The 23,313-nt window shown below is 64.9% G+C and carries 19 protein-coding genes and 1 pseudogene; 16 read left to right on the top strand and 4 right to left on the bottom strand.

The window, feature by feature from the left end; all coding sequences use genetic code 11:
- The first annotated feature begins 321 nt into the window (after positions 1-321).
- Both thiI and typA read left to right on the top strand, forming a co-directional pair.
- Positions 322-1,776 carry a tRNA uracil 4-sulfurtransferase ThiI gene (gene thiI, locus ACPRTJ_RS08530; protein ID WP_043862191.1) on the top strand — a complete coding sequence of 485 codons (1,455 nt, stop codon included), beginning with the start codon at positions 322-324 and terminating at the stop codon, positions 1,774-1,776.
- Between the two features lie 128 nt (positions 1,777-1,904).
- Positions 1,905-3,725, top strand: coding sequence for a translational GTPase TypA (gene typA / locus ACPRTJ_RS08525; RefSeq protein ID WP_043862190.1), 1,821 nt, complete (start codon positions 1,905-1,907; stop codon positions 3,723-3,725).
- 157 nt (positions 3,726-3,882) lie between these two features.
- Here typA and ACPRTJ_RS08520 read toward each other — a convergent pair whose 3' ends face one another.
- Positions 3,883-4,287, bottom strand: coding sequence for a YkgJ family cysteine cluster protein (locus ACPRTJ_RS08520; protein WP_043862189.1), 405 nt, complete (start codon positions 4,285-4,287; stop codon positions 3,883-3,885).
- Positions 4,288-4,487: 200 nt separating this feature from the next.
- Between ACPRTJ_RS08520 and ACPRTJ_RS08515 the strand changes: the two genes are divergently transcribed.
- The 3 genes from ACPRTJ_RS08515 to ACPRTJ_RS08505 all read left to right on the top strand — a co-directional run bounded on the left by ACPRTJ_RS08515 (position 4,488) and on the right by ACPRTJ_RS08505 (position 8,690).
- Entirely contained in the window at positions 4,488-6,938 is a 2,451-nt protein-coding gene (locus ACPRTJ_RS08515; RefSeq protein WP_058541651.1) for a glycogen/starch/alpha-glucan phosphorylase, read from the top strand.
- 141 nt (positions 6,939-7,079) lie between these two features.
- Complete coding sequence (locus tag ACPRTJ_RS08510; RefSeq protein ID WP_043862187.1) at positions 7,080-8,090, top strand: class 1 fructose-bisphosphatase; 1,011 nt, start codon at positions 7,080-7,082, stop codon at positions 8,088-8,090.
- 3 nt (positions 8,091-8,093) lie between these two features.
- Positions 8,094-8,690 carry a DUF924 family protein gene (locus ACPRTJ_RS08505; RefSeq protein ID WP_043862186.1) on the top strand — a complete coding sequence of 199 codons (597 nt, stop codon included), beginning with the start codon at positions 8,094-8,096 and terminating at the stop codon, positions 8,688-8,690.
- A gap of 86 nt (positions 8,691-8,776) precedes the next feature.
- Here the strand turns inward: ACPRTJ_RS08505 and ACPRTJ_RS08500 are convergent, their stop codons facing one another.
- Positions 8,777-9,502, bottom strand: coding sequence for a methyl-accepting chemotaxis protein (locus ACPRTJ_RS08500; protein WP_374755530.1), 726 nt, complete (start codon positions 9,500-9,502; stop codon positions 8,777-8,779).
- Between the two features lie 180 nt (positions 9,503-9,682).
- Positions 9,683-10,534: pseudogene (locus ACPRTJ_RS08495) on the bottom strand (cache domain-containing protein); the annotation flags it as partial.
- 364 nt (positions 10,535-10,898) lie between these two features.
- On the opposite strand from ACPRTJ_RS08495, the gene bamE reads away from it, so the two are divergent.
- Positions 10,899-11,153 carry an outer membrane protein assembly factor BamE domain-containing protein gene (bamE, locus tag ACPRTJ_RS08490; protein WP_043862184.1) on the top strand — a complete coding sequence of 85 codons (255 nt, stop codon included), beginning with the start codon at positions 10,899-10,901 and terminating at the stop codon, positions 11,151-11,153.
- Entirely contained in the window at positions 11,150-11,725 is a 576-nt protein-coding gene (locus ACPRTJ_RS08485) for a lipocalin family protein (protein WP_043862183.1), read from the top strand. The genes bamE and ACPRTJ_RS08485 overlap by 4 nt, the downstream gene beginning before the upstream one ends.
- 93 nt (positions 11,726-11,818) lie before the next feature.
- Here the strand turns inward: ACPRTJ_RS08485 and ACPRTJ_RS08480 are convergent, their stop codons facing one another.
- Positions 11,819-13,183 carry a formimidoylglutamate deiminase gene (locus ACPRTJ_RS08480; protein WP_415377652.1) on the bottom strand — a complete coding sequence of 455 codons (1,365 nt, stop codon included), beginning with the start codon at positions 13,181-13,183 and terminating at the stop codon, positions 11,819-11,821.
- A gap of 143 nt (positions 13,184-13,326) precedes the next feature.
- On the opposite strand from ACPRTJ_RS08480, the gene hutC reads away from it, so the two are divergent.
- The 9 genes from hutC (at position 13,327) to dtd (ending at position 23,169) form a co-directional block, all read left to right on the top strand.
- The gene (gene hutC / locus ACPRTJ_RS08475) at positions 13,327-14,037 is read left to right on the top strand and encodes a histidine utilization repressor (RefSeq protein ID WP_162484873.1); all 711 of its coding nucleotides are present in this window, start codon (positions 13,327-13,329) and stop codon (positions 14,035-14,037) included.
- Positions 14,034-14,606 carry a HutD/Ves family protein gene (locus ACPRTJ_RS08470; RefSeq protein WP_088514674.1) on the top strand — a complete coding sequence of 191 codons (573 nt, stop codon included), beginning with the start codon at positions 14,034-14,036 and terminating at the stop codon, positions 14,604-14,606. Before hutC ends, ACPRTJ_RS08470 begins: the two co-directional genes overlap by 4 nt.
- A gap of 188 nt (positions 14,607-14,794) precedes the next feature.
- Entirely contained in the window at positions 14,795-16,471 is a 1,677-nt protein-coding gene (gene hutU / locus ACPRTJ_RS08465) for a urocanate hydratase (RefSeq protein WP_043862179.1), read from the top strand.
- 64 nt (positions 16,472-16,535) lie between these two features.
- The gene (gene hutH, locus ACPRTJ_RS08460) at positions 16,536-18,068 is read left to right on the top strand and encodes a histidine ammonia-lyase (protein ID WP_088514675.1); all 1,533 of its coding nucleotides are present in this window, start codon (positions 16,536-16,538) and stop codon (positions 18,066-18,068) included.
- A gap of 93 nt (positions 18,069-18,161) precedes the next feature.
- On the top strand, positions 18,162-19,556 hold the full coding sequence (locus ACPRTJ_RS08455) for an amino acid permease (RefSeq protein WP_043862177.1): 1,395 nt from the start codon (positions 18,162-18,164) through the stop codon (positions 19,554-19,556).
- A 15-nt stretch (positions 19,557-19,571) separates the two neighbouring features.
- A complete protein-coding gene (gene hutI, locus ACPRTJ_RS08450) occupies positions 19,572-20,804 on the top strand; it encodes an imidazolonepropionase (RefSeq protein WP_058541645.1) in 1,233 nt (410 codons plus the stop codon).
- Complete coding sequence (hutG, locus tag ACPRTJ_RS08445; protein ID WP_054915776.1) at positions 20,789-21,592, top strand: N-formylglutamate deformylase; 804 nt, start codon at positions 20,789-20,791, stop codon at positions 21,590-21,592. The genes hutI and hutG overlap by 16 nt, the downstream gene beginning before the upstream one ends.
- Positions 21,593-21,763: 171 nt before the next feature.
- Positions 21,764-22,735: a prolyl aminopeptidase gene (gene pip, locus ACPRTJ_RS08440; protein ID WP_058541644.1), complete on the top strand. Its 972-nt coding sequence runs from the start codon at positions 21,764-21,766 to the stop codon at positions 22,733-22,735.
- Entirely contained in the window at positions 22,732-23,169 is a 438-nt protein-coding gene (gene dtd / locus ACPRTJ_RS08435; protein ID WP_088514678.1) for a D-aminoacyl-tRNA deacylase, read from the top strand. The genes pip and dtd overlap by 4 nt, the downstream gene beginning before the upstream one ends.
- Positions 23,170-23,313: the final 144 nt, after the last annotated feature.

The raw sequence follows: 23,313 nt of genomic DNA, 5'->3' as shown, positions 1-23,313 counted from the left end.
GGGTGGGGTAGAGCGTGCCTGTGCAGCCCTTGTAATTTGGGTGATGCCGGGCGCGAATAGTCGGCCAAGGCAACCTGCCTCACAAGGGAGCAAATTGCATGCCAGTGCCCCGAGTTGGGTTTTTCGCCCCATTCTCACGCGTTTACGGGTGCCAACGGCGCTTCAGGGGTTTTTCCTGCACCCTTAGGAGGCGTTTTTTCGTTTGAGTGACCCAAAATGGTGCGCGTGAAACCTTCTGTACAAAAGTTGCTCAAAGCTTGAGCGAATTCCGCTATAATCCGCGCCCCTTCTTTTTCGGCTGGCCACGCGCGCGCTGTTTTCATGAAACTAATCGTCAAAGTCTTTCCAGAGATCACCATCAAGAGCCGCCCGGTTCGAAAGCGCTTCATCCGTCAACTGGGCCGCAACATCCGCACCGTGCTCAAGGACCTGGATCCTGCGCTCGCGGTCGATGGTGTCTGGGACAATCTGGAGGTGGTCACCCGCCTGGACGACGAGAAAGTGCTGCGCGAAATGACCGAGCGCCTGAGCTGCATGCCGGGCATCGCGCATTTCCTCCAGGTCGATGAGTACCCGCTGGGCGACTTCGACGATATCGTCGCCAAGTGCAAGACGCATTTCGGCCACCTGCTGGCCGGCAAGCACTTTGCCGTGCGCTGCAAGCGCGGCGGCCACCATGATTTCAGCTCGATGGACGTCGACCGCTATGTCGGCAGCCAGCTGCGCCAGCAGTGCGGCGCCGCCGGCATCGACCTGCGCAACCCCGAAGTGGAAGTGCGCATCGAGATCCGCGACAAGCGCCTGTACGTGATCCACAACCAGCACAAGGGCATCGGCGGCTACCCGCTGGGCGCGCTGGAGCAGACCCTGGTGCTGATGTCCGGCGGCTTCGACTCCACCGTGGCGGCCTACCAGATGATGCGCCGCGGCCTGATGACCCACTTCTGCTTCTTCAACCTGGGCGGCCGTGCCCACGAGCTGGGCGTGATGGAAGTCGCGCACTACCTGTGGAAGAAGTACGGCAGCAGCCAGCGCGTGCTGTTCGTCAGCGTGCCGTTCGAAGAGGTGGTGGGCGAGATCCTCGGCAAGGTCGACAACAGCTACATGGGCGTGACCCTCAAGCGCATGATGCTGCGCGCCGCCACCAACATCGCCGACCGCCTGCAGATCGACGCGCTGGTCACCGGCGAGGCGATTTCCCAGGTGTCCAGCCAGACATTGCCCAACCTGGCGGTGATCGACTCGGCCACCGAGAAGCTGGTGCTGCGCCCGCTGCTGGCCAGCCACAAGCAGGACATCATCGACCAGGCCAATGAAATCGGCACCGCCGAGTTCGCCAAGCACATGCCAGAGTACTGCGGCGTGATCTCGGTGAACCCGACCACCTGTGCCAAGCGTCACCGCGTCGACCATGAAGAGAAGCAGTTCGACATGGCCGTGCTCGAGCGCGCCCTGGAACGCGCCCGCCTGGTGTCCATCGACCACGTGATCGATGAACTGGGCCAGGATATCCAGATCGAAGAAGTCAGCCAGGCGCTGGCCGGGCAGGTGGTGATCGACATTCGTCACCCCGACGCCCAGGAAGACCAGCCTCTGGAACTGGACGGCATCGAGGTCAAGGCCTTGCCGTTCTACGCCCTCAACAGTCGCTTCAAGGAGCTGGACCCCACGCGCCAGTACTTGCTGTATTGCGACAAGGGAGTGATGAGTCGCCTGCATGCCCACCATCTACTGAGTGAGGGGCATGCCAATGTGCGCGTTTATCGTCCGACATAAGATGCCGGGGTTGTATGGCGGCAGTATCCGCCATCGCCCTCCCGACCGACGAGCCCGTTGAGCGCCGTTCATTCACATTCGCCGCCTAGACTGGGCGGCAACCCGAATCCTCTGATCGAGATACACAAGTGATCGAAAATCTACGCAACATCGCCATCATCGCCCACGTTGACCATGGCAAGACCACCCTGGTAGACAAACTGCTGCGTCAGTCCGGCACCCTGGAGCGCAACGAGCTCAACGACGAGCGCGTGATGGACTCCAACGACCAGGAAAAAGAGCGCGGCATTACCATTCTGGCGAAAAACACCGCCATCAACTGGAACGGCTACCACATCAACATCGTGGACACCCCGGGCCACGCCGACTTCGGTGGTGAAGTAGAGCGCGTGATGTCGATGGTCGACTCCGTGCTGCTGCTGGTAGACGCCCAGGACGGCCCTATGCCGCAAACCCGTTTCGTGACCAAGAAGGCTTTCGAAGCCGGCCTGCGTCCGATCGTGGTGATCAACAAGGTCGACCGTCCGGGCGCGCGTCCTGACTGGGTTCTGGACCAGATCTTCGACCTGTTCGACAACCTGGGTGCCACCGACGAACAGCTGGACTTCAAGGTCGTCTACGCCTCGGCCCTGAACGGCATTGCCGGTCTGGACCACACCGAAATGGCCGAAGACATGACCCCGCTGTACCAGTCGATCGTCGACAACGTGCCAGCGCCAAGCGTCGACCGCGACGGTCCGTTCCAGATGCAGATCTCGGCACTGGACTACAACAGCTTCCTGGGCGTGATCGGTGTTGGCCGCATCGCCCGTGGTCGCGTCAAGCCGAACACCCCGGTTGTGGCCATCGACGTTGACGGCAAGCGCCGCAACGGTCGTATCCTCAAGCTGATGGGTCACCACGGCCTGCACCGCGTCGACGTCGAAGAAGCCCAGGCTGGCGACATCGTCTGCATCAGCGGTTTCGACGAGCTGTTCATCTCCGACACCCTGTGCTCCCCGGACGCAGTCGAGGCGATGAAGCCGCTGACCGTCGACGAGCCGACCGTTTCGATGACCTTCCAGGTCAACGACTCGCCGTTCTGCGGTAAGGAAGGCAAGTTCGTCACCAGCCGCAACATCAAGGAGCGTCTGGACAAGGAGCTGCTGTACAACGTTGCACTGCGCGTTGAAGAAGGCGACTCGGCCGACAAGTTCAAGGTATCGGGCCGTGGTGAGCTGCACCTGTCGGTACTGATCGAAACCATGCGTCGCGAAGGCTTCGAAATGGGTGTTGGTCGTCCGGAAGTGATCATCCGCGAAATCGACGGTGCCAAGCACGAGCCGTTCGAGAACGTCACCATCGACATCCCTGAAGATTCGCAGGGCAAGGTCATGGAAGAAATGGGCCTGCGTAAAGGCGACCTGACCAACATGGTGCCGGATGGCAAGGGCCGTGTACGTCTGGAATACAACATTCCAGCCCGTGGTCTGATCGGTTTCCGCAACCAGTTCCTGACCCTGACCAACGGTGCAGGCATCCTGACCTCGATCTTCGATCGCTACGCGCCAATGAAGTCCGGCCACATGTCCGGCCGTCAGAACGGCGTACTGGTATCGGTAGAGACCGGCAAGGCGCTGACCTACTCGCTGGAAACCCTGCAGGCGCGCGGCAAGCTGTTCGTCGAGCACGGCCAGGAGATCTACAACGGTCAGATCGTCGGTCTGAACAGCCGTGACAACGACCTGGGCGTCAACCCTACCAAGGGCAAGAAGCTCGACAACATGCGTGCTTCGGGCAAAGACGAAACCATCGCTCTGGTGCCACCTGTTCGCTTCACCCTGGAACAGGCCCTGGAATTCATCCAGGACGACGAGCTGTGCGAAGTCACGCCCAAGTCGATCCGTCTGCGCAAGAAGATCCTGGACGAAGGCGAGCGTACCCGCGCTGCCAAGAAAGCCAAGAACTGAGTTAGCTCAGGCTGAATGAAAACGCCCCCGGTCGAAAGGCCGGGGGCGTTTTTGTTTGTGCAAGGCCTGAAACTTGCGCTGGCCGAATCGCGGGTCAAGCCCGCTCCCACAGGTAAATGCACAACCTTGTGGGAGCGGGCTTGACCCGCGATGCTTTTCAGCGGGCCACGGGCTTTGGCTTGTACGCGCAGTACCCCGGCCGCGGGCCGATCCTTGGGTGGTTGCGGCAGGTGTCGGGGCGCTTGTCGTAAATGGTGCAGAACCGCGTCTTGCGGTCCAGGTACAAGCAATCGTCGTTGCTCATGCGCTGCAAGGTGAAGATCCCGGACTTCTGGTTGAAGCGCTCGACGATCCCATCCTTCTGCAGGCGCTTGGCGATGTTCTTGGGCGGCTCGCCCCGTTCGAATTCGTCCACCACGCCAATGCGGATCAGATCCGTGAGCTTGACCTCCACCGGCAAGGTGCAGCAACTGGACATGCAGCCCCCGCACATGTGGCTGGAATACCTCTGCCAGGTATCCAGGCGGTCGAGTTCGGCGGCGGCAATCAGGGTCGGTTTCATCAGGTTCGGTTTTTCAGATGGTCGGGTGGGCGCGCGATCATACCGGAGTTGGTCAAAATGTGAACAACCATTTGCCGGGTTCGTGCCAACCCGGTACCGCTTTTGCACAGAAACAAACGAACCCGCGCTACCGCGCCCGGTCGAACCGTCTAGGCTGAGAAATCCCCATCCGCATTCGTCAACTTGCCCGAGGACGTCGTATGTCTCAGGAACCACTCGCACGTGACGCACAGGTGGCTGCCTTTCGCACCGCTGTACTGGAAAAACTGACCTATGCCGTCGGCAAGGACCCCGAGCACGCCTTCGACCACGACTGGTTCGAGGCCATTGCCCTGGCCGCCCGCGACCACATGGTCGACCACTGGATGGACCACACGCGGCAGATCTACCGCAAGAGCCAGAAGCGCGTCTATTACCTCTCCCTCGAATTTCTCATCGGCCGCCTGCTGTACGACAGCCTGAGCAACCTCGGCCTGCTGGACATCGCCCGTGAAGCAATGACCGGGCTGGACGTGGACCTGGAGCGCATCCGCCTGCTCGAACCCGATGCGGCGCTGGGCAACGGCGGCCTCGGGCGCCTGGCGGCGTGCTTCATGGAGAGCATGTCGACCCTGGGCATTGCCGCCCACGGCTACGGTATCCGCTATGAGCACGGGCTGTTTCGCCAGGCCGTGGTCGACGGCTGGCAGCAGGAGCAGACCGAAAACTGGCTGGATTTCGGCAACCCCTGGGAGTTCGAGCGTGCCGAGGTGATCTACCCGATCAGTTTCGGCGGCAGCGTCGAGACCCGGCACGACGAATCCGGCCAGCCGCGCCAGGTGTGGTGGCCGGCCGAAACGGTGCGCGCGGTGGCCTACGACACGCCCGTGGTGGGCTGGCGTGGTGCCAGCGTCAATACCCTGCGCCTGTGGCGCGCACGGGCCCTGGAAGAGCTGCACCTGGAGCGTTTCAATGCCGGCGACCACCTGGGCGCGGTGGCTGAAGTGGCCCGCGCCGAGAGCATCTCGCGGGTACTGTACCCGGCCGACAGCACTGAGGCCGGCCAGGAGCTGCGCCTGCGCCAGGAGTACTTCTTCGTCTCGGCCTCGCTGCAGGACCTGCTGCGCCGCCACCTGAACATGAACCCCACGCTGCTCAACCTGCACGAAAAGGCCGCCATCCAGCTCAACGACACCCACCCCTCGATTGCCGTGGCCGAGCTGATGCGCCTGCTGGTGGACCAGCACGAACTGCCGTGGGACACCGCCTGGCAGCTCACCGTCGATACCCTGGCCTACACCAACCACACCCTGCTGCCCGAGGCGCTGGAAACCTGGTCGGTGGGCCTGATGGAGCGCATGCTGCCGCGCCACATGCAGATCATCTACCTGATCAACGCCTTTCATATCGACGCGCTGCGGGCCAAGGGCATCCATGACTTCGACGTGCTGCGCGCGGTGTCGCTGATCGAGGAGGACAACGGCCGGCGGGTGCGCATGGGCAACCTGGCGTTCCTCGGGTCGCACAGCGTCAACGGCGTGTCGGGGCTGCACACCAAGCTGATGCGCAGCACCGTGTTCGCCGAACTGCACAAGCTCTACCCCGAGCGGATCAACAACAAGACCAACGGCATCACCTTCCGCCGCTGGCTGTACCAGGCCAACCCGCCGCTCACCCGCATGCTGGTGGAGGCGCTGGGGCCCGAGGTGCTGGACGACCCCGAGAAGCACCTGCGGCGCCTCGAACCGTTCGCCGACAAGCCGGCGTTTCGCAAGGCCTTCGCCCAGCAGCGCCTGCACAGCAAGAAGGCCCTGGCCAACCTGATCCAGGAGCGCCTGGGCATCACGGTCGACCCCGAGGCGATGTTCGATGTGCAGGTCAAGCGTATCCACGAATACAAGCGCCAGCTGCTCAACCTGCTGCATACCGTGGCGCTGTACCAGGCGATCCGCGCCGAGCCGGGCACGCACTGGGCGCCGCGGGTGAAGATCTTCGCCGGCAAGGCCGCCGCCAGCTATCACCAGGCCAAGCTGATCATCAAGCTGGCCAACGACATCGCCAGGGTGGTCAACAACGACCCGACCGTGCGCGGGCTGCTCAAGGTGGTGTTCCTGCCCAACTACAACGTGAGCCTGGCCGAGAGCATCATCCCGGCGGCGGACCTGTCCGAGCAGATCTCCACCGCCGGCTACGAGGCCTCGGGCACCAGCAACATGAAGTTCGGCCTCAATGGCGCGCTGACCATCGGCACCCTGGACGGCGCCAACGTCGAGATGTGCGAGCAGGTGGGGGCCGAGCACATGTTCATCTTCGGCCTGACCTCCCAGCAGGTGGAGGCGCGCAAGCGCAGCGGCGATTTCGGTGCCAGCTCCGCCATCGGCGCCTCGTACCGGCTCAACGACGTGCTCCAGGCGATCCGCGGCGGGGTGTTCTCGCCGGACGACCCGGCGCGCTACGTGGGGCTGATCGATTCACTGGTGCCGTATGACCGCTTCCTGGTGTGCGCCGACTTCGATGCCTACTGGGAGGCCCAGCGCCGCGTCGAGGAGCTGTGGCACGACCCCCAGCAGTGGTGGCGCTCGGCCGTGCTCAATACCGCGCGCATGGGCTGGTTCTCGTCGGACCGCACCATTCGCGAATACGCCGGGGAGATCTGGAACGCGCTGGAGTAGGCACCTGGCATCGGGCCCGGGGGCGTGAACCTTCGGGCCGATGTGTCGTCTGATCGGGCGAGCATGTCCTATTGCTCGCTAGCGCTTCACTCTCCCTGTAAACTGCGTGGGTTTTTTCTACCCCATCCTCCGGAGCCTTACATGTCCCGCGTTACCCTGAGTCGCTATCTGATTGAGCAGACCCGCAGCAACAGCACCCCTGCCGATCTGCGCTTCCTTATCGAAGTGGTGGCGCGTGCGTGCAAGGAAATCAGCCACAACGTGTCCAAGGGCGCCCTTGGCGGCGTGCTGGGCAGCATGGGCACTGAAAACGTGCAGGGCGAAGTCCAGAAGAAACTGGACGTGATTTCCAACGACATCCTGCTCGAAGCCAACGAGTGGGGCGGCCACCTGGCCGGCATGGCGTCCGAAGAGATGGACAATGCCTACCAGATCCCGGGCAAGTACCCCAAGGGTGCCTACCTGCTGGTATTCGACCCGCTGGACGGTTCGTCGAACATCGACGTCAACGTCTCGGTCGGCACCATCTTCTCGGTACTGCGCTGCCCCAACGAGTACCTGAGCCAGAACGAAAGCCTCAACGAACAGGCCTTCCTGCAGCCGGGCACCAAGCAGGTGGCCGCCGGTTACGCGATCTACGGCCCGCAGACCATGCTGATCCTGACCCTGGGCAACGGCGTCAAGGGCTTCACCCTGGACCGCGAGCTGGGCAGTTTCGTGCTGACCCACGAGAACATCCAGGTGCCGGAAACCACCGCCGAGTTCGCCATCAACATGTCCAACCAGCGCCACTGGGAAGCCCCGGTGACCCGCTATGTGGGCGAACTGCTGGCTGGCGAGACCGGCCCGCTGAAAAAGAACTACAACATGCGCTGGATCGCCTCGATGGTTGCCGACGTGCACCGCATCCTGACCCGTGGCGGCCTGTTCATGTACCCGCGCGATGCGCGCGAGCCATCCAAGCCGGGCAAGCTGCGCCTGATGTACGAAGCCAACCCGATGTCGTTCATCATCGAACAGGCCGGCGGTGCTTCCACCGACGGTCGCCAGCGCATCCTCGACATCCAGCCCGAGAGCCTGCACCAGCGTGTGGCGGTGTTCCTGGGTTCGAAGCAGGAAGTCGAGCGCGTCACCGGTTATCACCAGGAGTAAATCATGCTCGCACCTTGGCAGCCGTTGCTGGAGTGGTGGTTCGGCTGGGGCACCAGCCCCCAGGCCGTGGCTGACGAGAAGAGTACGCTGTGGTTCGGCAAGCACCACGACGACGAGGCGCGCGAGCGCTTCGGCGAGCTGGCCGCGCAGGCGCTGGCCGGCGAGCTGGACGAATGGCTGGCAAGCCCCCAGGGCTGGCTGGGCCTGGTGCTGCTGCTGGACCAGCTGCCCCGCATGATCCACCGCGACACGCAGCACGCCTTCGATGGCGACCGGCGCGCGCAGGTGCTGGTGATGCAGGGCCTGGACAAGGCCTGGGACTACCAGCTGCTGCCTATCCAGCGGGTGTTCATCCTGCTGGTGCTGGAGCATGCCGAGGTGCTGGACTGGCAGAACATCAGCATCGAGCGCTATCAGTTGCTGCTGGATGCGCAGCCGGACAGTGACCGGCGCCTGTTTGAAGGTTTCCTGGACTATGCCGAGCAGCACCAGCGGGTGATTGCGCGGTTTGGCCGCTTCCCGCACCGCAACCTGGTGCTGGGGCGCCCGAGCACCGATGAAGAGATGGACTTTCTGCTGGAGCCGGGCTCGCGGTTCTGAGCTGAACCCAATCGCGGGTCAAGCCCGCTCCCACTAGGACTATCGCTGTCCTTGTGGGAGCGGGCTTGACCCGCGATTGTTTCACCCTAGATCCTGAAGCTGCCCACCAGTTGCTTCAACCTGTCCACCTGGCTCTGCAGGTCATTGCAGGCCCGCAGCGTCGCCTGCAAATTCTCCACCCCTTCCTGATTCAGCGTATTGATCTCGGTGATGTCGACATTGATCGATTCCACCACGGCCGTCTGCTCTTCGGTGGCGGTGGCCACCGACTGGTTCATCCCGTCGATTTCGCCAATGCGCACGGTCACGCTGCCCAGGCGCTCGCCGGCCTGGTTGGCAATGCCCACGCTGTGCTCGCTCTGGCGCTGACTCTCGGTCATGGTGCCCACCGCCACCTGTGCGCCGGCCTGCAACTGCTCGATGATCTTCTGCACCTGTTGCGCCGAGTCCTGGGTACGGTGGGCCAGGTTGCGCACCTCGTCGGCCACCACCGCAAACCCGCGACCGGCCTCGCCGGCACGTGCCGCCTCGATGGCCGCGTTCAGTGCCAGCAGGTTGGTCTGCTGGGAAATGCCGCTGATCACCTCGAGAATCTGACCGATGTTCACCGTGTTGGCGTTGAGCGTCTCGATATGGGTGCTGGCGTCGCTGATCTTGCTCGACAGCTGGTTCATCACCGCAATGGTCTGGTCGACCACCTGCTGGCCGTCCTCGGCCAGGTTGCGTGCTTCGCTGGAATGCTGTGAGGCAAGGGCGGCGTTGTGGGCGATCTCATGGGCGGCGGCGCCCAGCTGGTTGATCGCCGCCGCCACGCTGCTGGTGCGGCCCGACTGCTGGTCGGCATTGTGGATCGACGCGTTCGAGGCGCTGACCACGCGCAGGGCCACTTCATTGACCCGACCGGTGGCCGAGGACACTTCGCTGATCGAGTTGTGGATACGTTCCACGAAGCGGTTGAACGAGGAGCCCAGCGCGCCGAACTCGTCATGGGCATGAATGCGCAGGCGCCGGGTCAGGTCGCCTTCGCCTTCGGCGATATCGTGCATGGCGCGGCCCATCACATGCAGCGGCTCCATCAGGACGCGGATCAGCACGCCGAGCAAGGCGATGATGATCAGCACGGCGATGGCCGTGGCCACGATGGCCGAGGTCCGAAACTCGCCGAGCATGGCAAAGGCGTAGTCCTGGTCGACCACCATCGCTACGTACCAGTCGGCCGAAGGCACGCCGTTGACGCGGGTGAAGCTGATGAACTGCCGGCGCCCGTCCTGCTCGACTTCCTTGAGGCCGCTACCCGGCTGCGGCGTGCCCTGCGGGTAGGCATCGGCCAGGCGCTTGAGGGTCAGCGAGCTGTCCGGGTGGATCAGGATCTTGCCCTCGGCATTGACGATGAACGCCAGACCGTGGCCGTCGAAGTTCAGCGAGTTGATGATGCTGCTGATGGTGTCCAGGTCGGTGTCGGCACCGCTGACACCGATCAGGCGGCCAGCCTGCTGCACCGGGGTGGCAATGGTGATCACCAGCTTGCCCGAGGAGGCCGAGACGTAGGGTTCGGTAACGATGCTGCGCCCGGCCTCGCTGGCGCCCTTGTACCAGCCGCGTACCCGCGGGTCGTAGTCGGCGGCGCGGTTGCCCGTGGGCACCGATTGCATGCTGCCGTCCTGGCCGCCGAAGTAGGTCAGGGTGAAGTTGCTGGCATACACCGGCAACGCCATCAGCCGGTCCAGGCTCGGCTTGCCGGGGCCATCCACGGCCACCTGCTGGGCAAACGAATGCTGCAGCTGGATGCGGCTCTGCAGCCAGGTCTGGATGTTGCTGGTGGTAAGGCTGCCGAGCTCCTGCATCGTGGCCTCGGTGTTGCTGCGCAGCGACTGGCGCTGGCGGTAATCGTTGAACAGGATGAAACAGGTAAACGCCACCGCGACCACAAGGGCGGCGGCCAGCAGGATCTTGTGGCTGAACTTCAGGTTTTTGGTCATTGCGAGGTCTGTCTGCACAAGGCGGTCAACGGGGAGGGCGCGGCGAAACGTCGCAGCGCCCTCCTGTGTCGTCCGCGCCGGGCAAAAAATGAGGCGGATGTGCGACTAGTCGACAAATGGCAACGATAACCGTGCAGGTAAATGGGGTTGCCGGGAACCGGCTAGGGGTTTTTGCTTCTAAGCTCGAGTCAGGCCCCGTGCTTGCACCCTCATGTTCAGGAGTGACCCCATGTCGTTGCGTTCCCTCGCCCTGTTGTCGTTGTGCGTGTTGCTGGCCGCATGCAGCAAGATCAACCAGGAAAACTATTCCAAGCTCCAGGCCGGCATGCCCAAGGCCGAGGTCGAGCGACTGCTGGGCAGCCCCACCGAGTGTTCCGGCGCGCTGGGCATGACCAGTTGTACCTGGGGCGACCAGAAAGCCTTCATCAGCGTGCAGTACGCCGCCGACAAGGTGCTGATGTACTCGGGGCAGGGTCTCAAATGAAACGCCTGCCCCTGCTGTTGAGCCTGTGCGCCGGCCTGCTGCTGACCGGTTGTGCGCATTCGCGCGACGACGGGCCGTTGCCGCCCAAGACCGTCGACAGCGTCGACCTCAAGCGTTACCAGGGCAAGTGGTTCGAACTGGCGCGGCTGCCGATGTTCTTCCAGCGCAATTGCGCGCAGAGCGAAGCGCATTACAACCTCAAGCCGGACGGCACGGTGGGCGTGCTCAACCGCTGCATCACGCTCGAGGGCGAGTGGGAGGAGGCCAGTGGTACGGCGACGCCACAGGTGCAGGGCAAGACCGACAAGCTGTGGGTGGAGTTCGACAACTGGTTCTCGCGGTTGCTGCCGGGGGTGACGAAGGGCGATTACTGGGTGCTGTACGTGGACAAGGACTACCAGACGGCACTGGTGGGCAACCCGGACCGCAAGTACCTGTGGATACTGTCACGCACGCCGACGATTCCGGCGCTGGAGCGCGAGAGCCTGCTGGCGCGGGCGCGTCAGCAGGGGTATGACACCACGCGGCTGATCTGGCGGGTTTCGGACAGGGACATCGCGCACAGTCAGTGAGGGCCTCTTCGCGGGTCAAGCCCGCTCCCACAGGATCAGCATAAACCCTGTGGGAGCGGGCTTGACCCGCGATAATCACGGCGTGGTTCTGGCTCAGCCCAGCACTTCGCGAAGCACCCCGGCAAACGCCCGCGCGCTCACCTCATCACCCGCATGCCGACCCTGCTTGACCACCCACTTGCCATTGACCATCACATCGCGCACCTGCCGGTCGCCGCCGGCAAACAACCAGCGATTGAGAACCCCGTCCCCGCTCGCCGTAGCGATGTACGGATCGGCCCCATCCAGCACGATCCAGTCGGCCCGCCTGCCCACCGCCAGTTCGCCAACCGGCTGCCCCAGCGCCTGCGCACCACCGGCCAGGGCCGCATCGAACAGGGTGCGCCCCACCATCGGCTGATCGGCCCCATGCAACCGGTTGCGCCGCTGGTCGCGCAGGCGCTGGCCATATTCGAGCCAGCGCAATTCCTCCACCACGCTCAGCGACACATGGCTGTCCGAGCCGATGCCCATGCGCCCGCCCTGGGCCAGGTAGTCGACGGCAGGGAAGATGCCGTCGCCCAGGTTGGCCTCGGTGGTCAGGCACAGGCCGGCCACCGCCTTGCTGCGCGCCATGGCGCTGACTTCGTCGGGCTCGGCGTGGGTGGCGTGCACCAGGCACCAGCGCTGGTCGACATCGACGTTTTCATACAGCCACTGCAATGGCCGGCGGCCACTCCAGGCCAGGCAGTCGTCGACTTCCTTCTGCTGTTCGGCAATGTGGATATGCACCGGGCAGGCCTTGTCACCGGCAGCCATGACCTGGGCGATCTGCTGCGGGGTGACCGCGCGCAGGGAGTGAAAGCACAGCCCCAGGCGCTGCGCCGGTTGCTGGGCGAGCAGCGGCGCCAGTTGCGTGTGCAGGTGCAGGTACTGCTCGGTGCCGTTGATGAAGCGACGTTGCCCGTCATTGGGCGCCTGCCCGCCGAAACCCGAGTGGCTGTAGAGCACCGGCAGCAAGGTCAGGCCGATGCCGGTGTCGGCGGCGGCCTGGCTGATGCGCAGCGACAGTTCGGCCGGGTCGGCATAGGCCTTGCCCTGGGCGTCATGGTGCACGTAATGGAATTCGGCCACCGAGGTGTAGCCGGCCTTGAGCATCTCGATGTACAGCTGGCGCGCGATGATGCCCAGTTGCTCGGGGCTGATCCGGCCCACCAGCCGGTACATCAGCTCGCGCCAGGTCCAGAAGCTGTCGTTGGGGTTGCCGGCCACTTCCGCCAGGCCGGCCATGGCGCGCTGGAAGGCGTGCGAGTGCAGGTTCGGCATGCCCGGCAGCAACGGCCCGGCCAGGCGCTCGGCGCCATCGGCCGAGGCGCCTGGCTGTACGCTATTCAACAGGCCGTCGGGGCCTGTCTCGATTCGCACGTTTTCTGCCCAGCCTGTAGGCAACAAAGCACGTTCGGCAAAGAACACGGACATCGGTACGCCACCCTTTTCTGGTTATTTGTATATACATATACAGACGTTTGCCTGCCCGGTAAACTGCGGCACTCTACCGGTCATACTCATCACCAAGGATTTTTGCCGTGTCGACACCTCCTGTCTCCGCGTTGGTTGCCCACATGGGCGAGGGCCCGGCGCCGCTGTATGCGCGGGTCAAGCAGATGATCGCCCAGCAGATCCAGAACGGCAGCTGGCCGCCGCATCACCGCGTACCGTCCGAGAGCGAACTGGTCACCGAGCTGGGCTTCAGCCGCATGACCATCAACCGCGCCTTGCGCGAGCTGACCGCCGAAGGCCTGCTGGTGCGCATGCAGGGCGTCGGTACCTTCGTCGCCGAGCCCAAGAGTCGCTCGGCGCTGTTCGAGGTCAACAACATCGCCGACGAGATCGCCGCGCGCGGCCACCAGCACAGCTGCAAGGTGATCACCCTGACCGAAGAGGCGGCAGGCTCTGAGCGGGCGCTGGCGCTGGACATGCGCGAAGGGCAGCGGGTGTTCCATTCGCTGATCGTGCACTACGAAAACGGCATCCCGGTGCAGATCGAGGACCGCTTCGTCAACGCCCAGGTCGCCCCGGACTACCTCAAGCAGGACTTCACCCGCCAGACCCCCTACGCCTACCTGTCCCAGGTGGCGCCGCTGACCGAAGGCGAGCACGTGGTCGAGGCGATCCTGGCCGAACCCGAGGAATGCCGCCTGCTGCAGATCGAGCCGGGCGAGCCGTGCCTGCTGATCCGCCGGCGCACCTGGTCGGGTCGCCAGCCGGTCACGGCGGCGCGCCTGATTCACCCCGGTTCCCGTCACCGCCTGGAAGGACGCTTCAGCAAATGAGTTCGTTGACCCTGTTACGTGCCGCCGACTACCCGCGCATGCCGTGGAAGAACGGCGGCGGCAGTACCGAAGAGATCACCCGCGATGGCGGGGCCGGCCTGGAGGGCTTTGGCTGGCGCCTGTCGATTGCCGACATCGCCGAGTCGGGCGGGTTCTCCAGCTTTGCCGGGTATCAGCGCGTGATCAGCGTGCTGCAGGGCGATGGCATGCGCCTGATGGTGGATGGCCAGGCCAGCCGCGAGCTGCTGGCGTTCGATGCCTTCGCCTTCAGCGGCGAAAGTGCAGTGAGCTGCAACCTGCTGGGCGGACCGATTCGCGACTTCAACCTGATCTACGCGCCGCAGCGGTTTGCCGCGCGGCTGCAGTGGCTGTCGGGTGAAAGCCGGGTGTACAGCTCGGCCCAGACGCTGCTGGTGTTCGCGGCGCACGAGCGGGTGCGGGTCAAGGTCGCAGGGCATGCCGAGCAGTGGCTGGGTCGCTATGACTGCCTGCGGCTGGACGGCAATCACGGGTTGCTGGAGTTCGAGGTCAGTGGGCAGATCTGCCTGATCGAGCTGACCGAACGTTAAGGGCTTCGCCAGCAAGGCTGGCTCCTGCAGGTTCCATTCTTTTTTTGCGTGTGGGAGCCGGCCTTGCCGGCGAAGCGGACGACACTGTTTTTTGGTTGCCTGTACTTGTACATACAAGTAAATATATGTTTGTATTGCATCCATGGCAGTGCCATCCCGAATTCGCCTTTCGCTCGAGGAGCCCTTACGTGACGAACAAGCACAATAAATTCCGTGACGTCGAAATTCGCGCCCCGCGCGGCACCCAGCTCACCGCCAAGAGCTGGCTGACCGAAGCGCCGCTGCGCATGCTGATGAACAACCTCGACCCGCAAGTTGCCGAGAACCCCAAGGAGCTGGTGGTGTACGGCGGCATCGGCCGCGCCGCGCGCAACTGGGAGTGCTACGACAAGATCGTCGAGAGCCTCACCCACCTGAATGACGACGAGACCCTGCTGGTGCAATCCGGCAAGCCGGTCGGCGTGTTCAAGACCCACAGCAACGCCCCGCGCGTACTGATCGCCAACTCCAACCTGGTGCCGCACTGGGCCAACTGGGAACATTTCAACGAACTCGATGCCAAGGGCCTGGCCATGTACGGCCAGATGACCGCCGGCAGCTGGATCTACATCGGCAGCCAGGGCATCGTGCAGGGCACCTACGAAACCTTCGTCGAAGCCGGCCGCCAGCACTACAACGGCAGCCTCAAGGGCAAGTGGGTGCTCACCGCGGGCCTGGGCGGCATGGGCGGCGCGCAGCCACTGGCCGCGACCCTGGCCGGCGCCTGCTCGCTGAACATCGAATGCCAGCAGAGCCGCATCGACTTCCGCCTGAGCAGCCGCTACGTGGATGAACAGGCCACCGACCTGGACGACGCCCTGGCGCGCATCGCCAGATACACGGGCGAAGGCAAGGCCATCTCCATCGCCCTGCTGGGCAATGCCGCCGAAATCCTGCCCGAGCTGGTCAAGCGCGGCGTGCGCCCCGACATGGTCACCGACCAGACCAGCGCCCACGACCCGCTCAATGGCTACCTGCCGGCCGGCTGGACCTGGGAGCAGTACCGCGACCGCGCGCAGACCGAACCGGCGGCGGTGGTCAAGGCTGCCAGGCAGTCGATGGCCGTGCACGTGCAGGCCATGCTCGACTTCCAGAAGCAGGGCATCCCGACCTTCGACTACGGCAACAACATTCGTCAGATGGCCAAGGAAGAGGGTGTGACCAACGCCTTCGACTTCCCCGGCTTCGTACCTGCCTATATCCGCCCGCTGTTCTGCCGCGGCGTGGGCCCGTTCCGCTGGGCCGCGCTGTCGGGCGACGCCCAGGACATCTACAAGACCGACGCCAAGGTCAAGGAACTGATCCCCGACGACGCGCACCTGCACAACTGGCTGGACATGGCCCGCGAGCGCATCAGCTTCCAGGGCCTGCCGGCACGTATCTGCTGGGTCGGCCTGGGCCTGCGCGCCAAGCTGGGCCTGGCGTTCAACGAAATGGTGCGCAGCGGCGAGCTGTCGGCACCGATCGTGATCGGCCGCGACCACCTGGACTCCGGCTCCGTCTCCAGCCCCAACCGTGAAACCGAAGCCATGCAGGACGGCTCCGACGCCGTGTCCGACTGGCCGCTGCTCAATGCCCTGCTCAACACCGCCAGCGGCGCGACCTGGGTCTCGCTGCACCACGGCGGCGGGGTGGGCATGGGCTTCTCGCAGCACTCGGGCATGGTCATCGTGTGCGACGGCACCGACGAAGCCGCCGAGCGTATTGCCCGCGTCCTGCACAACGACCCGGCCACCGGCGTGATGCGCCATGCCGATGCCGGTTATCAGATCGCCATCGACTGTGCGAAAGAGCAGGGCCTGAACCTGCCGATGATCACGCGCTGAGCGGCGCCCTGGTCGATACTGAATTCATGACGGGCGTGAACGCCTTTCGAGACGGAGCAATAACGTGACCCAACTGACCCTGAAGCCTGGCACCCTGACCTTGGCTCAGCTGCGTGCGATCTACCAGCAACCGCTGACCCTGCAACTGGACGCCAGCGCCGACCAGCAGATCGAAGACAGCGTGGCCTGCGTCGAGCAGATCCTTGCCGAGGACCGCACCGCCTACGGCATCAACACCGGTTTCGGCCTGCTGGCCTCGACCCGCATCGCCAGCCACGACCTGGAGAACCTGCAGCGCTCGCTGGTGCTGTCCCACGCCGCCGGCGTCGGCGCGCCGCTGGACGACGCCCTGGTGCGCCTGATCATGGTGCTCAAGGTCAACAGCCTGAGCCGTGGTTTTTCCGGCATCCGGCGCAAGGTGATCGACGCGCTGATCGCCCTGATCAACGCCGAGGTCTACCCGCACATTCCACTCAAGGGCTCGGTGGGCGCCTCCGGCGACCTCGCACCGCTGGCGCACATGTCGCTGGTGCTGCTGGGCGAAGGCAAGGCCCGCCACAAGGGCCAATGGCTGCCGGCCACAGAAGCGCTGGCGGTGGCCGGCCTCGAGCCGCTGACCCTGGCCGCCAAGGAGGGCCTGGCCCTGCTCAACGGCACCCAGGCGTCCACCGCCTATGCGCTGCGCGGGCTGTTCGAAGGCGAAGACCTGTTCGCTGCCGCCGTCGCTTGCGGCAGCCTCACCGTCGAAGCGGTGCTGGGCTCGCGCTCGCCCTTCGATGACCGCATTCATCAGGCCCGCGGCCAGCGTGGCCAGATAGACTCGGCCGCCTGCTACCGCGACCTGCTGGGCGACGGCAGCGAAGTGTCGGCCTCGCACCAGAACTGCGGCAAGGTGCAGGACCCGTACTCCCTGCGTTGCCAGCCACAGGTGATGGGCGCCTGCCTGACCCAGTTGCGCCAGGCCGCCGAGGTACTGGTGGTGGAGGCCAACGCGGTGTCCGACAACCCGCTGGTATTCGCCAAGGAGGGTGACGTGATCTCCGGTGGCAACTTCCACGCCGAGCCGGTGGCCATGGCCGCCGACAACATGGCCCTGGCCATCGCCGAAATCGGTTCGCTGAGCGAGCGGCGCATCTCGCTGATGATGGACAAGCACATGTCGCAGTTGCCGCCGTTCCTGGTGGCCAATGGCGGGGTCAACTCCGGCTTCATGATCGCTCAGGTCACCGCCGCCGCGCTGGCCAGCGAGAACAAGGCGCTGGCGCACCCGCACAGTGTCGACAGCATTCCCACCTCGGCCAACCAGGAAGACCACGTGTCGATGGCCCCGGCTGCCGGCAAGCGCCTGTGGGAAATGGCCGAGAACACCCGCGGCGTGCTGGCCGTGGAATGGCTGGCCGCCTGCCAGGGCCTGGACCTGCGCACCGGCCTCAAGACCTCGCCCAAGCTGGAGCAGGCGCGCCAGGCCCTGCGCGGCCAGGTCGCGCACTACGACAAGGACCGTTTCTTCGCCCCCGACATCGAGGCGGCCATCGCCCTGCTGGCCGCGGGCACGCTGACCGGCCTGCTGCCGGCCAAGGTGCTGCCCAGCCTCTGACGCCACCGGCTGGCCGTGCAGGCCAGCCGTCTGCCGCGCGAACCCTGGCGGGTTCGCGCTGCTTTTCGCCTACAAAAAAAACAGGAACGCGAAATGCAATCTCAAGCACAAGGTCTCAAGCGCGGGCTTACGGCCCGGCACATTCGATTCATGGCACTGGGCTCGGCCATCGGCACCGGGCTGTTCTACGGTTCGGCCGCGGCCATCCAGATGGCCGGCCCGGCGGTGTTGCTGGCCTACCTGATCGGCGGCGCGGCAGTGTTCATGGTGATGCGTGCACTGGGTGAAATGGCCGTGCACAACCCGGTGTCCGGCTCGTTCGGCAAATACGCCAGCACCTACCTGGGGCCCATGGCCGGCTTCGTGCTGGGCTGGACCTATGCCTTTGAAATGATCATCGTGTGCCTGGCCGACGTCACGGCCTTCGGCATCTACATGGGCTTCTGGTTTCCCGAGGTGGCGCGCTGGGTGTGGGTGCTGGGCATCGTGTTCCTGATCGGCGGGCTCAACCTGTGCAACGTCAAGGTGTTCGGCGAGATGGAGTTCTGGCTGTCGCTGCTCAAGGTCGGCGCGATCGTGGCGATGATCCTGGCCGGTTTCGGCATCATGGCCTTCGGCCTGGCCAATGCCGAGGCGGGCAACACGGTGGGCATCGGCAACCTGTTCGATCACGGCGGCTTCATGCCCAACGGTGTCGGTGGCCTGATCGCCTCGTTCGCGGTGGTGATGTTCGCCTTCGGCGGCATCGAGATCATCGGTATCACCGCCGGTGAAGCCAAGGACCCGCAGCGCGTGATCCCCAAGGCGATCAACGCCGTGCCGCTGCGCATCCTGCTGTTCTATGTGCTCACCCTGTTCGTACTGATGTGCCTGTACCCCTGGCCGCAGATCGGCAGCCAGGGCAGCCCGTTCGTGCAGATCTTCAGCAACCTGGGGATCGGCTCGGCGGCCACGGTGCTCAACATCGTGGTGATCTCGGCGGCGGTGTCGGCCATCAACAGCGATATCTTCGGCGCCGGGCGCATGATGTATGGCCTGGCCGAGCAGGGCCACGCGCCCAAGGGCTTCTCGAAGATCTCGCGCCACGGCGTGCCGTGGATGACCGTGCTGGTGATGGGCGCTGCGCTGCTCGGTGGCGTGGTGCTCAACTACCTGATTCCGGAAAACGTGTTCCTGCTGATCGCCTCCATTGCCACCTTTGCTACGGTATGGGTGTGGCTGATGATCCTGGTGACCCAGGTGGCCATGCGCCGCAGCATGAGCCGCGAAGAGGTCGCGCAACTGAAGTTCCCGGTACCGTTCTGGCCGTATGGGCCGGCCGCAGCCATCGCCTTCATGCTGTTCGTGTTCGGCGTGCTGGGCTACTTCCCCGACACCCAGGCGGCGTTGATCGTCGGCGTGGTGTGGGTGGTGTTCCTGGTGGCCGCCTACTGGCTGTGGTGCAAGCCGCGTGGCACGGCCACGCAGCCGGTGTCGACGCCTCAATAGTTACGGAGACTGTGCATGAAAACCCTCTGGCAGCACTGCCATGTGGCAAGCATGGCGCACGGCGCCTACTCGATCATCGAGGACGCGGCCATCGTCACCTGCGCCGGGCGCATCGAATGGATCGGCCCGCGCCAGGCGCTGGCAGGCCCTGTGCCTGACAGCACGGTCGACCTGGGCGGCGCCTGGGTCACCCCCGGGCTGATCGACTGCCACACCCACGCGGTGTTCGGCGGCAACCGCAGCGGCGAGTTCGAACAGCGCCTGCAGGGCGTGAGCTACGCCGAGATCGCCGCCCAGGGGGGGGGCATCGCCAGCACCGTGCGCGCCACCCGCGCCGCCAGCGAAGACGAGCTGTATGCCAGCGCCCTGCGCCGGGTGCAGGCCCTGATGCGCGATGGTGTGACCACCCTGGAGATCAAGTCCGGCTACGGCCTGGACCTGGACAACGAGCGCAAGATGCTCAAGGTGGCGCGCCGGCTCGGCGAAACGCTGCCGCTGACCGTGCGCAGCACCTGCCTGGCGGCGCATGCCTTGCCGCCCGAGTACGCCGAGCGCGCCGACGACTACATCACTCACATCTGCGAGCAGATGCTTCCGGCGCTGGCTGGCGAAGGGCTGGTGGACGCGGTGGATGCGTTCTGCGAATACCTGGCGTTTTCGCCGGCGCAGGTCGAGCGGGTGTTTCTCAAGGCCCGCGAGCTGGGCCTGCCGGTCAAGCTGCATGCCGAGCAGCTGTCGTCGCTGCACGGTTCGAGCCTGGCGGCGCGCTACCAGGCACTGTCGGCCGATCACCTGGAGTTCATGGACGAGGCCGATGCCATCGCCATGGCCCAGGCCGGTACGGTGGCGGTGCTGCTGCCGGGGGCTTTCTACTTCTTGCGCGAAACCCAGCTGCCGCCGATGGACGCGCTGCGCAGGCACGGCGTGAAGATCGCGATTGCCAGCGACCTCAACCCCGGCACCTCGCCGGCCTTGTCGCTGCGCCTGATGCTGAACATGGCCTGCACCCTGTTTCGCATGACCCCCGAAGAAGCCCTGGCCGGTGTCACCGTGCATGCCGCCACGGCGTTGGGGCTGGGCGACAGCCATGGCTCGCTGGAGGTCGGCAAGGTGGCCGACTTCGTGGCCTGGGACATCGAACGGCCGGCAGACCTGGCCTACTGGCTGGGCGGCGACCTGCACAAGCGGGTGGTGCGCCACGGCGTTGAACTGACCGATAAAGGGGAGGCTGCATGGACAAGGTCGTGAGTTTTCACCAGGGTACGCTGCCGCTGCTGGTCAGCATTCCCCATGCCGGGCTCAGGCTGACCCCGGCGGTCGAGGCCGGGCTGGTGGACGAGGCCAGGGGCCTGCCGGACACCGACTGGCACATTCCGCGCCTGTACGCCTTTGCCCGTGAGCTGGGCGCCAGCGTGGTGGTGGGCGAGTATTCGCGCTTCGTCATCGACCTGAACCGGCCCGAGGATGACCAGCCACTGTATGCCGGCGCCACCACCGGGCTGTTCCCGGCCACGCTGTTCGAAGGGCAGCCGCTGTTCAAGGCGGGGCTGGAGCCGAGTGCGGCCGAGCGGGCGGGCTACCTGGAGGCCATCTGGCGGCCGTATCACGACACCCTCACCGGCGAGCTGGCGCGCCTGCGCGAGCAGTTCGGCTACGCGTTGCTGTGGGATGCACACTCGATCCGCTCGGTGATCCCTCACCTGTTCGACGGCACGTTGCCGGACTTCAACATCGGCACCTTCAATGGCGCGAGCTGCGACGCGGCGCTGGCCGAGCGGGTCAGGGCGGTGGCGGCCGGCGCGCAGGGCTACAGCCATGTGCTCAACGGGCGCTTCAAGGGCGGGCACATCACCCGTCACTATGGCGCCCCGGCCAACAACGTGCATGCGGTGCAGATGGAACTGGCGCAGTGCAACTACATGGAGGAGGTGGCGCCGTTCACCTACCGCGACGATCTGGCGCAGCCGACCCAGCGGGTGCTGGAGCAGATGCTGGTGGCGATGCTGGGGTGGGGGCGCGAGCGTTACCCGGCATAGGACCGCGGCGCTGCCTTCGCCGGCAAGGCCGGCTCCTGCAGACGGTTGCGAACCGGTAGGAGCCGGCCTTGCCGGCGAAGGGGCCCGAAAGCCGAACACAGGTACATGCTCAAAGCGCATTTCGGGTTTATGATGCCCAACGGCAGCCTATTTCCCCACACGGAGTGCGTAATGCAGACCTTGTACCCGCAGATCAAACCCTACGCCCGGCACGATCTGGCCGTGGAAGCACCGCATGTACTGTACGTCGATGAAAGCGGTTCCCCGGAAGGTCTGCCCGTGCTGTTCATTCATGGCGGCCCGGGCGCCGGCTGCGATGCGCAAAGCCGCTGCTATTTCGACCCCAACCTGTACCGCATCGTCACCTTCGACCAGCGCGGCTGCGGTCGCTCCACCCCGCACGCGAGCCTGGAAAACAACACCACCCAGGCCCTGATCGAAGACATCGAGCGTATCCGCGAGCACCTGAACATCGAAAAATGGGTGCTGTTCGGTGGTTCCTGGGGGTCGACCCTGGCCCTGGCCTACGCCCAGACCCACCCCGAGCGCGTGCACGGGCTGATCCTGCGCGGCATCTTCCTGTGCCGCCCGCAGGAAATCGAATGGTTCTACCAGGCAGGTGCCAGCCGACTGTTCCCCGACTACTGGCAGGATTACATCGCGCCGATCCCCGCCGACGAGCGCGACGACCTGGTCAAGGCCTTCCACAAGCGCCTTACCGGCAACGACCAGATCGCCCAGATGCATGCGGCCAAGGCCTGGTCCACCTGGGAGGGCCGCACCGCGACGCTGCGTCCCAACCCGCTGGTGGTCGACCGCTTCTCCGAGCCGCAACGCGCCCTGTCGATTGCCCGCATCGAATGCCACTACTTCATGAACAACGCGTTCCTGGAGCCCGACCAGCTGATCCGCGACATGCCGCGTATCGCCCACCTGCCGGCGGTGATCGTGCACGGTCGCTATGACGTGATCTGCCCGCTGGACAACGCCTGGGCGCTGCACCAGGCCTGGCCCAACAGCGAGCTGAAAGTGATTCGCGACGCCGGCCACGCCGCCTCCGAGCCCGGCATCACCGATGCATTGGTGCGCGCCGCCGACCAGATGGCCCGGCGCCTGCTCGACCTGCCGCTGGAAGAAGCGTGAAGGGCCTGCTGCAACGCGCGCGTGGCGCGCGGGTAGAGGTCGACGGCGAGATCGTCGGGTCCATCGACCAGGGCCTGCTGGTGCTGGTCGCCGTCGAGCCCGGCGACACCCCGGCCCACGCCGACAAGCTGCTGCACAAGCTGCTCAACTACCGGGTGTTCAGCGACCCCCAGGGCAAGATGAACCTGTCGCTCAAGGACATCGACGGCGGCCTGCTGCTGGTATCGCAGTTCACCCTGGCTGCCGACACCCAGAGCGGCCTGCGCCCGAGCTTTTCCACCGCCGCGCCACCGGCACTCGGTGCCGAACTGTTCGATTACCTGCTGGCCCAGGCGAGGCTCAAGCACCCCACGGTGGCGAGCGGGCGTTTCGGTGCGGACATGCAGGTTCACCTGGTCAATGATGGCCCTGTGACATTTATGCTACAAATATGAAGGTGAAAAGGCCGCTGCTTGCATGAAAACAGCGGCTTTTCAGCATAAATAGTTGCTTGGCCCTGATGCGTTGTAACGCGGCCTGCTGGATAATCGCGCGAAATGTGGGCCTGCGTTCGCAGGCCCGTTTTACTCTGACTTGAG

The organism is Pseudomonas palmensis, assembly GCF_049942755.1.
GTDB classification, from domain to species: domain Bacteria; phylum Pseudomonadota; class Gammaproteobacteria; order Pseudomonadales; family Pseudomonadaceae; genus Aquipseudomonas; species Aquipseudomonas palmensis.
This window is presented reverse-complemented; position numbering and strand designations above follow the sequence as displayed.

Coding starts and splice junctions, on each gene's coding strand:
- thiI (WP_043862191.1), top strand. CDS start 322: ATGAAACTAATCGTCAAAGTCTTTCCAGAGATCACCATCAAGAGCCGC.
- ACPRTJ_RS08510 (WP_043862187.1), top strand. CDS start 7,080: ATGTCCCGCGTTACCCTGAGTCGCTATCTGATTGAGCAGACCCGCAGC.
- bamE (WP_043862184.1), top strand. CDS start 10,899: ATGTCGTTGCGTTCCCTCGCCCTGTTGTCGTTGTGCGTGTTGCTGGCC.
- ACPRTJ_RS08455 (WP_043862177.1), top strand. CDS start 18,162: ATGCAATCTCAAGCACAAGGTCTCAAGCGCGGGCTTACGGCCCGGCAC.
- pip (WP_058541644.1), top strand. CDS start 21,764: ATGCAGACCTTGTACCCGCAGATCAAACCCTACGCCCGGCACGATCTG.
- ACPRTJ_RS08515 (WP_058541651.1), top strand. CDS start 4,488: ATGTCTCAGGAACCACTCGCACGTGACGCACAGGTGGCTGCCTTTCGC.
- hutI (WP_058541645.1), top strand. CDS start 19,572: ATGAAAACCCTCTGGCAGCACTGCCATGTGGCAAGCATGGCGCACGGC.
- ACPRTJ_RS08470 (WP_088514674.1), top strand. CDS start 14,034: ATGAGTTCGTTGACCCTGTTACGTGCCGCCGACTACCCGCGCATGCCG.
- hutG (WP_054915776.1), top strand. CDS start 20,789: ATGGACAAGGTCGTGAGTTTTCACCAGGGTACGCTGCCGCTGCTGGTC.
- ACPRTJ_RS08520 (WP_043862189.1), bottom strand. CDS start 4,287: ATGAAACCGACCCTGATTGCCGCCGCCGAACTCGACCGCCTGGATACC.
- ACPRTJ_RS08480 (WP_415377652.1), bottom strand. CDS start 13,183: ATGTCCGTGTTCTTTGCCGAACGTGCTTTGTTGCCTACAGGCTGGGCA.
- ACPRTJ_RS08505 (WP_043862186.1), top strand. CDS start 8,094: ATGCTCGCACCTTGGCAGCCGTTGCTGGAGTGGTGGTTCGGCTGGGGC.
- hutC (WP_162484873.1), top strand. CDS start 13,327: ATGGGCGAGGGCCCGGCGCCGCTGTATGCGCGGGTCAAGCAGATGATC.
- ACPRTJ_RS08485 (WP_043862183.1), top strand. CDS start 11,150: ATGAAACGCCTGCCCCTGCTGTTGAGCCTGTGCGCCGGCCTGCTGCTG.